Here is a 13,385-nt window from a genome sequence, read left to right as displayed (position 1 = left end):
AGTGCAAAACGCGTCCGAGCCGTCGAGCTCGGACGCGTTTCGCGTCAACAGTTACTGAACCTCGTACATCCAGATCAGCGTCGTAGTGAGCTCACCAGCGGGCGTCCACTGGTACTTGCGAGCCACGCCCTGGCCGTCGTAGTTGCGCACGAAGTCGAGCAGCGCGGGACGGGTGATCGCCCCCGAGTCGATGCCCTTGAGCAGGATCGTGCCCAGGTCGTAGCCCTCGGTGCTGTAGGTGCCGGGCTCCTGGTTGAACTTCTTGGTGTACTCGTCAGCGAACGCCCCGGTGGCCGGGCCGCACGGGCAGGACAGCAGAGCGCCCTTGGAGGACTCACCGGCCTGCTTGACGAACTCCGGATCCTTGGTGCCGTCGGCGCTGACGAACTTGCCTTCGAAGCCGCCGTCCTTGAGCTGCTGGATGAACGGTGCCGCCTCGGCGTAGTAGCCGCTGTAGAACACCGAGTCAGGCGCCGCACCCTTGACCTGGGTGACCGCCGCCGAGAAGTCCTTGTCGCCCTTCTTGACCGAGATGTTGCACGCCGCGTCGGCCACTGGGCCGAGCGTGTCGCGGACCGCCTGCGCGAGGCCCAGGCCGTAGTCGGTGCTGTCGTCGACGACGCACACCTTCTTGTTGCTGAGCGTGTTCTTCAGGTAGTTGGCGACCGAGGGGCCCTGCACACCGTCGTTAGCCAGGCCGCGGAAGAAGGTCTTCCAGCCGTTCTCCGACAGCGTCACGTTGGTCGCTGATGCGGTGGCGGCGACGAGACCGGCCTGGTCGAAGACGCCGCCGGTGGCCTTGGTCTCCCCCGAGAACGCCGGTCCGACGAGGCCGATCGTGTACTGGTCGTCGACGATCTGCGGTGCGATGGCCGTGGCCTTCTGCGGGTCACCTTCGGTGTCGAACGGCTTGAGCTGCACCTGGCAGCCCGGGTTGGCGGCGTTGTGCTTGTCGATTGCGAGCTGCACGCCGTTCTTGATGTTGATGCCCAGCGCGGCGTCGGGGCCGTTGAGCGCCCCGGCCATCGCGATCGACACCGGCGGGCAGGTGGCCTTGCCGTCACCGGCCGGATCGGCCGGCGCCGCACCGCCGGCAGCCTTGACCTCCGCGCCGTTCTCGTCGATCTGCACCTTCTCGACGATCTTGAGATTCGCCTGCGCCGCCTGCTCCTCGGGCGCACCCTGGCTGCAGCCGGCCAAAGCCAGCACAATCAGGCTCGCGCTCCCGAGAGCAAATGCATTGCGTGCCACGCGACCGCGCACGTCCCACCTCCGGTTCATGTGTTGATCGACACCGACGTGCCTCCCCCGGACGGCGTTGGCGGCGGTGCTTCGCCGACGACCATAACCAACGCATCGCCGTGGTGCGCGATGTTGAGGAACGCGTGGCGCGCATCCGGGGTCCGGATTCGATATCCGGCGGTTCCGGAAACGCAGTCTTAACGGACGGGGTGCTGTTTCGCCGTCATTCGGCGGGTGTGGCGGCTTCCGCGGCCGGCGGGTCGAGTGTCTCGAGGACCACCTCGGCGACGCGCTTCATCGTGGTGCGACGGTCCATCGCGGCCCGCTGAATCCACTTGAACGCCTCGGGTTCGGTCATGTTCTGCTTGCTCTGCAGCAAACCCTTGGCGCGCTCCACCAGCTTGCGGGTCTCCAAGCGGTCGGAGAGGTTCGCGACCTCTTTCTCCAGTTCGGCGATCTCGCTGAACCGGCTCACCGCCACCTCGATGGCGGGGATCAGGTCGGTGATGTTGAACGGCTTGACCAGGTAGGCCATCGCGCCGGCATCTCGGGCGCGCTCGACGAGATCGCGCTGGCTGAAGGCGGTGAGGATGACGATCGGAGCGATGCGCTTCGCGGCGATCTCCGCGGCCGCGTCGATACCGTCGCGCCGTGGCATCTTGACGTCCATGATCACCAGATCAGGACGCAGGGATTCGGCCAGGTCGACGGCCTCCTGGCCGTCGCCGGCCTCGCCGACGATCTCGTAGCCTTCCTCGCGCAGCATCTCGGCCAGGTCGAGCCGGATCAGCGCCTCGTCCTCGGCGATGAGAACTCGGTGCGGCGCGGCGGCATCTGTCGGGGACGCAGTCATGCCCCACATTGTGTCCGGCGATGCCCGAATGAGCGAGCGCGGGGCCATCCTCTAAGGTGAGAGGCCGCACGGCGCCGCGCGACGTGCTACCCGCAGTGTTGTAGGCCGCAGTGTTGTCGACAAAGCCCCCGTATCCCAACTGGCAGAGGAAACGGATTCAAAACCCGTCCAGTGTGAGTTCGAATCTCACCGGGGGCACCACATCACCCGGGGCACCTGAACAAGAAGCCCCGCCTCCGTGACGGAGGCGGGGCTTCCCGGGAGAGCTGGAGCGGTCAGCTGTCCGATCCGGTGCTGTTACCGGACTCTGATGACGAAGGGGCGCCGGCCGTCTCGTTCTTCTCCGGCGCGGCCTCCTTCGTGTCCTTCTTGTCCTTCTTTGTCGTCAGCTTCTTCACCTCAGTCTTGATGGTGTCGCTGAGGTCTTTGATGACGTTCTTCGTGACCTTGGCGGTGTCGGCACCGTCGCCGTCGGCATCCGGCGCGCGGTGCTTGCCCACGTAGTCCGACAACGTCTTACGCTCGGCGGTCTTCACGGCCTCCTGCGAGTCCTCCACCGGCACACTGACTTTCAAAGTCCCGTTGGCGGTCGACGGCGCCGCTTCCGGCAGCGGGATGGTGACGATGCCCGTCTGCCACTTCTTCTTCTCGACCACGTTGTTGCGCTTGTAGGCCGAGTCGATGATCGGCTTCAGCATCGCGCTCATCTTCGCCAGCTGCGCCGGGTCCGCGCCCGCCTCGAGCATCGGATGCAGGAGCGGCAGGATCGGATCGTTGTACGGGATCAGGATCGTGGTCACCGTGCCGCCGTCGGCGTTCGACTCGACCTTGTAGCGCATGGGGTCGTTCTCGAAGTCCGTGTTGAACGCCGCGTCGACATGGAGCAGGTCCGCGCCCTGCATCGCATTGAGCACAGCGAGGATGTTGAGCATGTTGTCGGGCATGTCTGCCACACCGTCGTACTCCGCCGACACCATGTACACGTCATACGGGGTGACGGGAATGTCGGGCCGGTACTTGACCCCGGCGTAGTAGAGGCGGCTCGGCGCTCCGTAGATCATGACGTTCATGTGCTCGGCGTCGGGGACCGCACCGCCGGCCTCACGGGTCGCCTCCACCTGACGAAGCGCCTCGAGTACCGAGGGCGCTCCCTTGCTGACCCCGCCGATGGTCAGCACGATGTCTGGGTTGTTGGTCTTGGCGGCGACGACCGCGTTGTAGAGATTCGTCGCACCGACCGGGATGGACTGCGAGAAGTCGGCGTCGCCGGGGAATGGAACGCTGGTGCGCTGGTCGTAGGGGCGGAAGTACCCCCCGAACGCTGATTCCATCTGATCCTCGGTGAGCGTGGCATAGGACCCCTGCCCACCCACCAGCAGCGCCGTCACGCCGTTGCACCCCTGTTCGGGACACGGAGCGACCTCGACCGCGCGAGCAACGGGAGCAAATATCAACGCACCGACGACAATGCTCCCCGCGAACTGAACTGAGCGCTTTCGGACGCGCGCACCAGTGACCTGATTTCCCACCGAGACCCTCCCCCGATCAAATTTAGGAACCCTCCCTGAGCTCCATTAATAGGAATCTAGCAGTAACAAGTAGCACGGTCATGCAGGTTCAGCAAATTATGATCGAGATCGAGGATGTGGCGGTACGCCCCCGCGCCCGACGCAAGCCGTCCCACGGGGGCCACTCACATTTGCGCGTGATGTCGCTATTTCAGCAAGCGAACACGTGCGCCAAGGGACGCCACGGCTGGCACGCTGGTGTTGTGCGCAGTTTTCGCCCGACGCCCGTACGCCGTGTGGCTGGCGTATTGGCGGTGACCGCAGGCATCAGCTATCTGCTGGTCGAAGCGATCGCAGCGGCGCGAGTGCCTGCGTACAGCTACCTGGGCAACGTCGTGAGCGATCTGGGACGCCCGACGTCACCGCTGTCGTGGTGGATGAACGCCGCGTTCCGTGTGCAGGGCATGGCGTTCGTCGTGACTGCAGCCGCGCTGGTCGCGACGGTGCGACCTGCGCGCGGCGCGCTGACCTTTACCGTGTTCGCGTGCCTGTACGGGGCGGGCTCGGTCGTCGTCGGCCTGGTCCCCAGCGGAGGCAGCCAGCCTGCCCAGCTACTTCATGTCGCGGGTGCGACGGCGGCGATCGTCGGAGGCAACCTCGCACTCCTTGCGGCCGCCATCATCGGACTCCCCGACCGCTCACGCGTTTCCCGCGTCCTCGGCTACGGGCTCGGTGCCCTCGGCCTGATCGCTGCCTGCGCGCTGATCGCCACCGATCTGCCCCGGGGACTGTCCGAACGGGTGGCGATCTACACGATCATCGGGTGGCAGGTGGCGGTGGGCGTCCGCCTGCTGCTCAGTAGAGGTCCAACCGACGATCGTCGAGAAGATGAACGTGCTCGGTGAGGTTCTTGTCGCGGCTCAGAGACAGATCGAGGTCGGCCATCGCGACAGCCGCCCCCGGCCCGGCCTCGGCCACCACCCAGCCGTCGGCGCCGACGATCGCCGTGCCCTCCGTCCAACGCTGACCGCGCTCGATACCGGCACGGTCGCACGCTGCGACGGCGACGTGGTTGGTGCGTGCGGTCGACATCGCGGTGATGACCTCACCGGGATGTTCGCCCTCCGGACGCGGGAACAGCGGCCAGTTGACCGGCGCGACGATGAGGTCAGCGCCGTCGACGACGGCTCGGCGGGTCAATTCCGCGAATTCCAGGTCGTAGCAGAGCATCACGGCCACCGTCCCGTGTCGGGTCTGCACGACAGGTGGCAGATCGCGTCCGGGGGTGAAGATCAGTTTCTCCCGGTCCCACAGGTGGGTCTTGCGGTAGACCGCCGATACCCCGCCCCCATCGAGCACCGCCGCGCTGTTGTACAGCACGCCGTCCTCGCCCAGTTCGCAGAACCCGAGTGCGACCCACGAATCCCCCGCTGCCGCAGCCCATTCCGCGAACCGGGGGTCATCGGGAGTCTGCGCCACCGAGCGGGCCTCGGCATCGTCGGCGAGCATGTATCCCGATGTGACCAATTCGGGCAGCACGATGATGTCCGCGCCGGCCGCCCGAGCGTCGGCGATCGCCGCGGCGATACGTTCGGCATTGCCGTCGAGGTCACCGATCCGCGGATCGATCTGGCAGCACGCGATACCCGTCATTCGAGCAGGCTATCGCCGTGATCGGCGATAAGCTCCGCACCGTGCGCAACGTGCGATCCGTCTGCGTGCCCGAGGTGGCACTCGAGGGACGCGCGACCTCGCTCAGCCGCCACCGCGCCGAGGCGGTGTCGCGCCGGGTCAGGGTGCTGACCATCGCTGGATGGATCGCCGCTGCGGTCTCGCTACTGTTCGGCTCGTTCCAGGTCGTCGTCGGCGGCGGGTTCGCGTGGCTGGGCATCGTCAACATCCTGTGCGGGCTCGCCTTCCTGAGCATCCCGCGGCTCTGTCCGCTCGGCGAGGTCGTCGCACCCGTGACGTTCGTGGTCTTCGCGTATGTCTCGGTCGGATTCTTCTGCTACACGATGGGCACCGACTCGGGGCTTCAGTTCTACTTCCTGGTGGCCGCGTCGCTGACCGTCCTGGTGCTGGGCATCGAACGGATCGCATTGGCCTCGGTGATCGCCGGCTCCGGAGTCGTCCTCATCATCGTGCTCGAGCTGACCGTGCCCGACGATCGCGGCCTCGGTCCCTCGTGGTTCCTCAGAGTCGGCTTCATCTCATCGGTGGTGTCGTCGGTCGTGATGATCGTGGCGACGCTCTGGTACACGCTGCGCGAGACCGAGCGCGCCGAACGCGCGATGGAGGCCGAGTACGAGCGCTCCGAACGGCTACTCGCCAACATCCTGCCTGTGACCATCGCCGACAGGCTCAAGGATCCGGCGCGCTCGGTGATCGCCGACAAATACGACGACGCGTCCATCCTCTTCGCCGATATCGCCGGTTACACCAAACGCGCCAGCGACACCGCCCCGGCCGAACTCGTCCGTTTCCTCGACCGGCTCTACACCGATCTCGACGCGCTGGTGGACCAGCACGGGCTCGAGAAGGTGAAGACCAGCGGGGATTCCTACATGGTGGTCAGCGGAATCCCCACTCCACGTGTCGATCACCTGGAGGCTCTTGCCTCACTGGCACTCGACATGGCCGACGCCGTCTCGGGACTCACCGACGCCCAGGGACGGGCGGTGCCACTGAGGATCGGGATGGCGTGCGGGCCGGTGGTGGCCGGCGTCGTCGGCGCCAGGAAGTTCTTCTACGACGTGTGGGGCGATGCGGTCAACATCGCCTCGCGCATGGAGACCACAGACGTCGAGGGCAGGATCCAGGTGCCCGACGACGTGTACGAACGGCTGCGAAACCGGTTCGTGCTCGAAGAGCGCGGCATCGTCGACGTGAAAGGCAAAGGCCCGATGCACACCTGGTATCTGGTGGGACATCGGGCTCCCGCGGTCACACCTTCCGGTTCTCCGACTTGAGCAGCCACGCGAGCTTCTCAAACCCGTCGATCAGCTGGTGCAGGATGTCGGCGGTGCTGGGGTCCTCGTCGTCGACCACGTCGTGCACGTCCCGCAGCGTGGCCACGACCGCGTAGATGCGCGTGGCGACGAGGTCGACGACCTGGGCGGTGCTGTGCTCGAAAGCGGGGAACTCGGGCAGCGAGGTGGTCGCGGCGACGGTGTCGGAGCGGCCGTCGGGCACCGCATCGAGCGCGCGCATGCGTTCGGCGACCGTGTCGCTGGCCTCGCGGGCGAAGTCGACGACCTCGTCGAGCTGCAGGTGGAGATCGCGGAAGTTGGTGCCGACCACGTTCCAGTGCGCCTGCTTGCCCTGCAGGTGCAGTTCGATGACGTCGACGAGCACGCGCTGCAGCGCCTCGGTCAGTGCGGGTGATGCCTGGAAGCCGGCGATCTCGGCGTCGGTCCGCCGTGTTTGCGACAGTGTGTTCATACCCATGACAACATCTCCTTTTCTGGACTCAATCCAGTCTAGTGCGTGTCGGTCGTCACCTGGTCCTGGCGCTCGAGCAGCCGCGCATAGCCCGCTCCCATCCCGAGCAGAATCAGCCCGACGACGATGAACACCGCCACCCGGAACATCCCGTCGAGCGTGCCCAGGTCGAACAGAAACAGCTTCGCCACCGCGGCGCCCACTAGACCGAGACCCCCGGCGATCGGCACCGACCGGTCGACCCGCGGGAGACGCACGGCGTGGCCGAGCAGCGCCCCCGCCATCGCGATCCAGCAGATGGTCGCGACCATGTGGCCCGCGAAGAAGCCGTGGCCCTCACCACCGATCAGCACACCGGCGGTGACGGCGAACGACGTCACCGCGTAGGCGACGACCCCGGCCGCGGCAGCCGCACCGACCGCGCGCTGCGGGCCTGACCACGACCACGCGATCGTCACAGCGGCGATTCCGATCAGCACGCTCGACACCAGGGTCGACGCGTCTGCGGTCTCCATAGTTGCGGATGCGGAGAGGACGGTGCTCGGCGGAGCATAGGCGAGGTGCATCAGCGCACCGATGCCGGCGAAAAGTCCTGCGGCACAGCGGGCGACGATGTCCCGCCGCCCAGCGACCGCCACCACGACGGCCATCGCGAGCAGCACCGGGCCCGCCACCGGTCCGTCGAAGGCGACAGTCACCGCGATAAGGGCGGTCACTGCGGACAGGGCGGAGAACACCCGGCGGGCGATGCCCGCGATGCCCGGCAGCTGATCGCCGACCAGCACGATGGCCAGTAGGACGCCCGCCAGCGCGGCGATCATCAGGGCGGCCACCACGCGCTCGACGACCAACCCGACGCACAGCAGCGGCGTCACCCCCGCAGCGGTCAGCAGCGCAAGGGCGGCCGCACGACGGGAGCCGGGCAGCAGGATCACCGCCGCGACGACGGCCAGCACCGCGGCGATGGCGCAGCCGCCGGCCACCCAGAGGTCGTCTCGCCCGTCGATGTGGCGCACCACGAGCGCGAACAGCAGCGGCAGCGTCGCCGCGGCGGTACGCGCCGCATGCAGCCACCCCCAGTCCTTGCCCAGTTGCACCGGGAGCGAGGCGGCGGCGAGCGCCAGCATGAAGCCGACGAACAGCAGGGTGTCGCCATCGGTGACGACCGGAGCGAGCACGGTCAGCGGGATGAGCACCAGCAGGCCGAGCTGCTCGGAGTCCCAGCGGCGGGCGAGCGTCAGGCCCGCACCGCCGACGGCCGAGGCCAGCAGAAGCCCCACCACCGCGGGAACCCATCCGTAGATCGTCGTGACGGCGATGACGTCCATGTAGCCCGCCGCGATCCCGGTGGCCGTCAGCGCGATCGCGCCGACGCGCCCTCCGGGACGGCCGTGGAGCCGCCATCCCGCACCCACCAGCGCGACGGCGAGCACCGCCCCACCGGCGACGCGGAACTCGGGCGCCAAGATGCCGGCTTGGGCGGCGAGCACGAGCAGCAGCACGACACCGATCAGCGTCACCGCGACACCGGCGACCGCCAGCAGCTTGCCGATCCAGCCCTCGGAACGCTCCCGCGGAGGTGCCGGGGGTGTCCACGCGGGAGGCGGGGTTACCGGCATGGGCACCGGGGCAGGCATCGGCGCCGGCGCGTAGCGGGGAGGTGAGGACAGTGGCTGTGCAGGCCGCGCGGAGAGAATTCGGTCGAGTTCGGCGAGGTCGGCCGAGACCCGGGCCAGCTGCTGCGAGAGCGTCGTGAACTCCGCGGACAACCGGGCGACGACGGGGGCGTGCGGTTCGGTCATGACGCCATGGTGGCAATCGAATGCCCACAGCGGATGAGTACAACTACTCGTCGAGCCCGTGTTCGATCGCGTAGCGCGCGAGTTCCACGCGGTTGGCCACCTGCAACTTGCGGAACGTGGCCTGCACGTGGTTCTCCACGGTGCGGTGACTCAGCGACAGCCGGGTGGCGATCTGCTTGGCGGTCAACCCCTTCGCGACGTGGCGCAGGATCTCGGTCTCCCGCTCGGTCAGGCTCGGTTGTGCGGGGCCCGGCTCGTCGCGCGCGATGCGCCGGTACTCCCCCAGCACGAGACCCGCCAGGCCCGGGGTGAACACCGCCCGGCCCTGGGCCGTCGCCCGCACTGCGTCGGCGAGGTCCTGTTTCGAGGCACTCTTGACCAGGTAACCGGTGGCTCCCGCCTTGACGGCCTCCAGCACGTCGTCGCGTTCGTCGGACGCCGAGAGCACGAGTACCCGCGACGATGGTGACACCGCCAGCACCTGTGCGGTGGCCTGCGCGCCGTCGCCGTCGGAGAGCCGCATGTCCATCACCACCACCGCGGGATGGACCACTGCGGCCCGGCGCGCGGCAGAACCCACCCCGTCCGCCGTCGCGACCACCTCGAAACCGTCGTCGGCCAGATCCCGCGCCACCGCGTCGCGCCAGATCGGATGGTCGTCGACGACCATCACCGTGATCGCGGTACCGTCAGCTCCCATTCGACCCCCATCCCCGGGCCGGTGTGCAACTCCGCCCGGCCGCCCAACCAATCCAACCGTCCCACAATAGATTTCGCGATACCGATGCGGCCCTCCGCCACGGCTTCGGCGAGCCGCCCGTCACGGATTCCGACACCGTCGTCGCGCACGCTCACCGTCACCGCGTCGCCCATGTCCTCCAGCAGAACATACGCGCGGGCACCGTCGCCGGCGTGCGCCTCGACGTTGTCGAGCGCGTTGCCGACCGCGGCGCAGAGCTCGTCGGCGACCGCGGATTCCAGCAGCACCGCGTGTGCGGGCACACTCACCGACACCCGGTCGGTGGCCCGGCGACGCAGCATCGCTGCGAGGTCGGCCTGCGCTCCGCCGCCGGCGGTCTGGTCCCCCGCCACCACCAGGCGTCGCAGCGCGCGCTCCTGTTCACCGGCGAGCTCCGCCAATTGCGTTGCCTCACCGCCGATCTCATGACCCCGACGAGCCACCAGCGCCAACACCTGCAAGACGCCGTCGTGCACATGGCGGGACAACCGTTCGCGTTCGGAGACCGACGCGGACAACCGGGCGGCCCGTTCCAGTTCGGCGTGCGCGCGCCGTGCGGTTTGGGCTGCCATCCCGATCGCCAGACCCACCGCCAGCTCGATGACGATCGTGGCGTTGCGGCTCACGTCGACGTTGACGTACCCCTTGAGCACAGCGCTCAGCGACATCACCACCAGACCGGTCAGCATGCCGCCCACCGGACCGAACAGGATGGCTGCCGAGATCGTCGCGTTGGTAGCCCACAGTGTCGTCGGCAGCGACTGGTTGTCGGCGATCCACGCATCCGAGGCGACCAACTCGGTACACATCACCAGGGCGACCACGACCGCCAGCTCGGCCAGCACCCACGCCGGACGGCGGCCGAACCCCTGCAGGTAGGCGACCGCGCACGCCACGCTCCAGCCGACCAGCGCCGCGAAGACCACCCAGCCGCCGAGCGGCCGGGCCAGCTCGTCGTTGACCGCGAGGCCGAAGCCCAGCGCGTAGAGGCAGCTGAGGAGCCGGAACACCTGGGCAGCCCGCCAGAGCGGGGTGACCGGATCCGGCGCTACATCACCTTGGAGAGAAACGCTTGGGTCCGTTCGTGTTGGGGGTTGGCCATGATCGAGCGCGGGTCACCACGCTCGACGACGACGCCGGCGTCCATGAAGGCCAGCTCGTCGGCGACCTCACGCGCGAAACCCATCTCGTGGGTGACCACCACCATCGTCATGCCCTCGGACGCGAGAGTCTTCATCACCGTGAGAACCTCGCCGACCAGTTCGGGGTCCAACGCCGAGGTGGGCTCGTCGAACAGCATCAGCTTCGGATCCATCGCCAGGGCACGGGCGATCGCCACCCGCTGCTGCTGTCCGCCCGACAGCTGAGCCGGGTAGGCGCCGGCCTTGTCGGCCAACCCCACCCGGTCGAGCAGTTCCTTGCCCCGCGCGTTGGCTTTGGCCTTGTTCACGCCCTTGACCTGGATCGGCGCCTCGATGACGTTGCCCAGTGCGGTGCGGTGCGGGAAAAGGTTGAAGTGCTGGAACACCATGCCCACCTCGCGGCGCTGCTTGGCGACCTCGCTGGGCTTCATCTCGTGCAGCTTGCCGCCGCGCTCGGTGTACCCGACGAGTTCGCCGTCGACGTAGAGCCGGCCCGCGGTCACCGTTTCCAGGTGATTGATGCACCGCAGGAACGTCGACTTGCCGGAGCCCGACGGCCCGACGAGCACCAGCACCTGCCCCTTCTGCACCTCCAGCGTGATGCCCTTGAGGACCTTGAGCGCGCCGAAGTCCTTGCACACCAGCTCGGCCTTCACCATGGGCTTGACCGACTCCACTGCCGACTCTGCTGCCTGTGTCACATCCCACCTGTACTTGCCTGCGCCTTGGCCAGCGCCTCGAGTTGCTTGGTCGTCAGCTTGCGTGACGCGCCTCGGGAGAAGTACCGCTCCAGGTAGAACTGGCCGACCATCAGAATGCTGGTCACCACCAGATACCAGAACGCGGCCACCATCAGCAGCGGCACCGGTTCGAAGGTGCGCGCGGCGATCTCGCGGGCGGTGATGCCGAACAGGTCCAAGGTGAACGGCACCGCGGTCACCAGCGAGGTGGTCTTCAGCATGCTGATGACCTCGTTGCCGGTGGGCGGGATGATGACCCGCATGGCCTGCGGCAGCACCGTACGCCGCATCGCCAGCCCCCACGACATTCCCAACGCGGTGGACGCCTCGAGCTGGCCCTCGGGCACCGACGAGATGCCCGCGCGGATGATCTCGGCCATGTAGGCCGCCTCGTTCAGGGCCAGGCCCAACGTGGCGAGCAGGAACGGGATGGACAGGCTCTGCAGGTCGACTTGGAAGAACGACGGGCCGAACGGCACCCCGAGGCGCACCTGCTGGTAAATCGTCGGGATCAGGCCCCAGAACACCAACTGCACGTAGATCGGGGTGCCGCGGAAGATCCACAGGTACACCCACGCCACCCAGCGGAACACCGGGTTGGGCGAGAGCCGCATGACGGCCAGCAGCACTCCGAGCGCGACGGCGAGCACCATCGAGTACACGGTGAGCTGCAGGGTGTTGACCAGTCCGACCGTCAGCACCCGCTTGTCGAACAGGTACTCGGCGAACACCGACCATCGGTAGGCCGGATTGGTGGCCGCCCCGTAGACGAACAGGCCGGCCAGGATGAGGATGACGGCCGCCGCCACCCACCGCCACGGGTGCTTCAGCGGTACCGCGTCGATGGTCTGCGGCGGCGCGCCGGCATCACTCATCAGTTTCGCTTTCGCCTAGGAGACCGCGCCGTTGATCACGGGCTTGTCGATCATGCCCGCTTCCAGGCCCCAGTTCCCGGCGATCTCCTTGTACTTGCCGTTCTCGATCAGATGCTCGAGAGCCTGCAGCAGCGACTGCGCCAGGGGCGAGCCCTTGGCCACCGGCCACCCGTAGGGCGCCGAGTCGAAGGTCTGACCGGCCTGTTCGAGTTTGCCGTTGGTCTGCTTGATCGCATACAGCGTCACCGGCGAATCAGCCGACATCGCGTCGGCCTGGCCGAGCACCACCGCATTGGTGGCCGCGTCCTGGCCGTCGAACGGCACGATGCTGATCGCCGGCTTGCCCTCGTCGGTGCACTTCTTGCTCTTGGCCGGCAGCTCGTCGGTCTCCTGGACCGTGGTGGCCTGCACCGCCACCCTCTTGCCGCACGCGTTGTTCGGATCGATGCCGGCGCCCAGCTTCTGCGCCCACGCCGTGCCCGCCGAGAAGTAGGTGACGAAGTCGACCGACTGCTCGCGCTCCTTGCTGTCGGTGAACGACGACATCCCGACGTTGAAGGTGCCCTGCTGAATGGACGGGATGATCTTGGCGAAGTCGGCTTCCCGGTATTCCGGGGTGAGGCCGAGCGTGCCGGCGATCGCGTTCATCAGGTCGACGTCGAAGCCGACGATCTTGCCGCTCTCATCCTTGAACTCGTTCGGGGCGTAGGGGATGTTGACCCCGATCACCAGCTTGCCGGAGGACTTGATGGCCTCGGGCACGGTGTTGGCGATCTCTTCCACCTTCTCCGCCGGAGCGGCGCTGGTCGACGAGCTGCCGCCACCGCCGCCCGAGTCGCCGCCGCTGGCACAGCCCGACAACGCCAGGGCTCCCGTTGCGGCGAATACCGCCACAGCCCGCCAGATCTTGGTCCGGCGGTCTTGCTTTTCACCCAACACAGTCGCCTCTACTTTCTTTCCGGCATGTCCAGCCAAGGACGTTAACGACCGATGACCCGGCGCGCAGCGCCGGTAACGGAACAGTAGTGGAGCTGTAACGCTGT

The 13,385-nt window shown here is 67.5% G+C and carries 13 protein-coding genes and 1 tRNA gene; 3 read left to right on the top strand and 11 right to left on the bottom strand.

Annotated features, from left to right (window positions below):
• Positions 1-51 precede the first annotated feature (51 nt).
• Both ACZYYX_RS27265 and ACZYYX_RS27260 read right to left on the bottom strand, forming a co-directional pair.
• A complete protein-coding gene (locus ACZYYX_RS27265) occupies positions 52-1,263 on the bottom strand; it encodes a branched-chain amino acid ABC transporter substrate-binding protein (RefSeq protein WP_463817948.1) in 1,212 nt (403 codons plus the stop codon).
• A gap of 202 nt (positions 1,264-1,465) precedes the next feature.
• On the bottom strand, positions 1,466-2,095 hold the full coding sequence (locus ACZYYX_RS27260; protein WP_463817947.1) for an ANTAR domain-containing response regulator: 630 nt from the start codon (positions 2,093-2,095) through the stop codon (positions 1,466-1,468).
• Between the two features lie 124 nt (positions 2,096-2,219).
• On the opposite strand from ACZYYX_RS27260, the gene ACZYYX_RS27255 reads away from it, so the two are divergent.
• Positions 2,220-2,296 (top strand) — tRNA-Leu (locus ACZYYX_RS27255).
• Positions 2,297-2,370: 74 nt separating this feature from the next.
• Here the strand turns inward: ACZYYX_RS27255 and ACZYYX_RS27250 are convergent.
• On the bottom strand, positions 2,371-3,483 hold the full coding sequence (locus ACZYYX_RS27250) for a PE-PPE domain-containing protein (RefSeq protein WP_463817946.1): 1,113 nt from the start codon (positions 3,481-3,483) through the stop codon (positions 2,371-2,373).
• Between the two features lie 434 nt (positions 3,484-3,917).
• On the opposite strand from ACZYYX_RS27250, the gene ACZYYX_RS27245 reads away from it, so the two are divergent.
• Positions 3,918-4,508, top strand: a complete 591-nt coding sequence (locus ACZYYX_RS27245; protein WP_463817945.1) for a DUF998 domain-containing protein — start codon at positions 3,918-3,920, stop codon at positions 4,506-4,508.
• Here the strand turns inward: ACZYYX_RS27245 and ACZYYX_RS27240 are convergent.
• Positions 4,459-5,256, bottom strand: coding sequence for a nitrilase-related carbon-nitrogen hydrolase (locus ACZYYX_RS27240; RefSeq protein ID WP_463817944.1), 798 nt, complete (start codon positions 5,254-5,256; stop codon positions 4,459-4,461). The two genes, ACZYYX_RS27245 and ACZYYX_RS27240, sit on opposite strands and share 50 nt — an antisense overlap.
• Before the next feature lie 17 nt (positions 5,257-5,273).
• Between ACZYYX_RS27240 and ACZYYX_RS27235 the strand changes: the two genes are divergently transcribed.
• The gene (locus tag ACZYYX_RS27235; RefSeq protein ID WP_463817943.1) at positions 5,274-6,572 is read left to right on the top strand and encodes an adenylate/guanylate cyclase domain-containing protein; all 1,299 of its coding nucleotides are present in this window, start codon (positions 5,274-5,276) and stop codon (positions 6,570-6,572) included.
• On the opposite strand, the gene ACZYYX_RS27230 is transcribed toward ACZYYX_RS27235, so the two are convergent.
• From ACZYYX_RS27230 to ACZYYX_RS27200, 7 genes are read right to left on the bottom strand one after another with little or no spacing between them, the layout of a single operon-like run.
• Positions 6,547-7,050, bottom strand: coding sequence for a Dps family protein (locus ACZYYX_RS27230; RefSeq protein ID WP_463817942.1), 504 nt, complete (start codon positions 7,048-7,050; stop codon positions 6,547-6,549). The two genes, ACZYYX_RS27235 and ACZYYX_RS27230, sit on opposite strands and share 26 nt — an antisense overlap.
• A 32-nt stretch (positions 7,051-7,082) precedes the next feature.
• Positions 7,083-8,846: a DUF2339 domain-containing protein gene (locus ACZYYX_RS27225; protein WP_463817941.1), complete on the bottom strand. Its 1,764-nt coding sequence runs from the start codon at positions 8,844-8,846 to the stop codon at positions 7,083-7,085.
• Between the two features lie 43 nt (positions 8,847-8,889).
• On the bottom strand, positions 8,890-9,546 hold the full coding sequence (locus ACZYYX_RS27220) for a response regulator (protein WP_463817940.1): 657 nt from the start codon (positions 9,544-9,546) through the stop codon (positions 8,890-8,892).
• On the bottom strand, positions 9,516-10,595 hold the full coding sequence (gene macS / locus ACZYYX_RS27215) for a MacS family sensor histidine kinase (protein ID WP_463817939.1): 1,080 nt from the start codon (positions 10,593-10,595) through the stop codon (positions 9,516-9,518). Before macS ends, ACZYYX_RS27220 begins: the two co-directional genes overlap by 31 nt.
• 38 nt (positions 10,596-10,633) lie before the next feature.
• Positions 10,634-11,386 (bottom strand): amino acid ABC transporter ATP-binding protein, encoded by a 753-nt coding sequence (locus tag ACZYYX_RS27210; protein WP_463818052.1) that lies wholly within the window; start codon positions 11,384-11,386, stop codon positions 10,634-10,636.
• A gap of 38 nt (positions 11,387-11,424) precedes the next feature.
• Positions 11,425-12,342 (bottom strand): amino acid ABC transporter permease, encoded by a 918-nt coding sequence (locus tag ACZYYX_RS27205; RefSeq protein ID WP_463817938.1) that lies wholly within the window; start codon positions 12,340-12,342, stop codon positions 11,425-11,427.
• A 15-nt stretch (positions 12,343-12,357) separates the two neighbouring features.
• Complete coding sequence (locus tag ACZYYX_RS27200; RefSeq protein WP_463817937.1) at positions 12,358-13,281, bottom strand: ABC transporter substrate-binding protein; 924 nt, start codon at positions 13,279-13,281, stop codon at positions 12,358-12,360.
• Positions 13,282-13,385: the final 104 nt, after the last annotated feature.

This window comes from Mycobacterium sp. IDUB_1 (assembly GCF_055419625.1).
Note: the sequence above shows the minus strand (reverse complement) of the source record. Positions and strands in the feature narration are given on the sequence as shown.

Excerpts from the sequence above, each read along its gene's own strand:
- ACZYYX_RS27230 (WP_463817942.1), bottom strand. The coding sequence starts at position 7,050 with ATGGGTATGAACACACTGTCGCAAACACGGCGGACCGACGCCGAGATC.
- ACZYYX_RS27225 (WP_463817941.1), bottom strand. The coding sequence starts at position 8,846 with ATGACCGAACCGCACGCCCCCGTCGTCGCCCGGTTGTCCGCGGAGTTC.
- ACZYYX_RS27260 (WP_463817947.1), bottom strand. The coding sequence starts at position 2,095 with ATGACTGCGTCCCCGACAGATGCCGCCGCGCCGCACCGAGTTCTCATC.
- ACZYYX_RS27240 (WP_463817944.1), bottom strand. The coding sequence starts at position 5,256 with ATGACGGGTATCGCGTGCTGCCAGATCGATCCGCGGATCGGTGACCTC.
- ACZYYX_RS27205 (WP_463817938.1), bottom strand. The coding sequence starts at position 12,342 with ATGAGTGATGCCGGCGCGCCGCCGCAGACCATCGACGCGGTACCGCTG.
- ACZYYX_RS27210 (WP_463818052.1), bottom strand. The coding sequence starts at position 11,386 with ATGGTGAAGGCCGAGCTGGTGTGCAAGGACTTCGGCGCGCTCAAGGTC.
- ACZYYX_RS27220 (WP_463817940.1), bottom strand. The coding sequence starts at position 9,546 with ATGGGAGCTGACGGTACCGCGATCACGGTGATGGTCGTCGACGACCAT.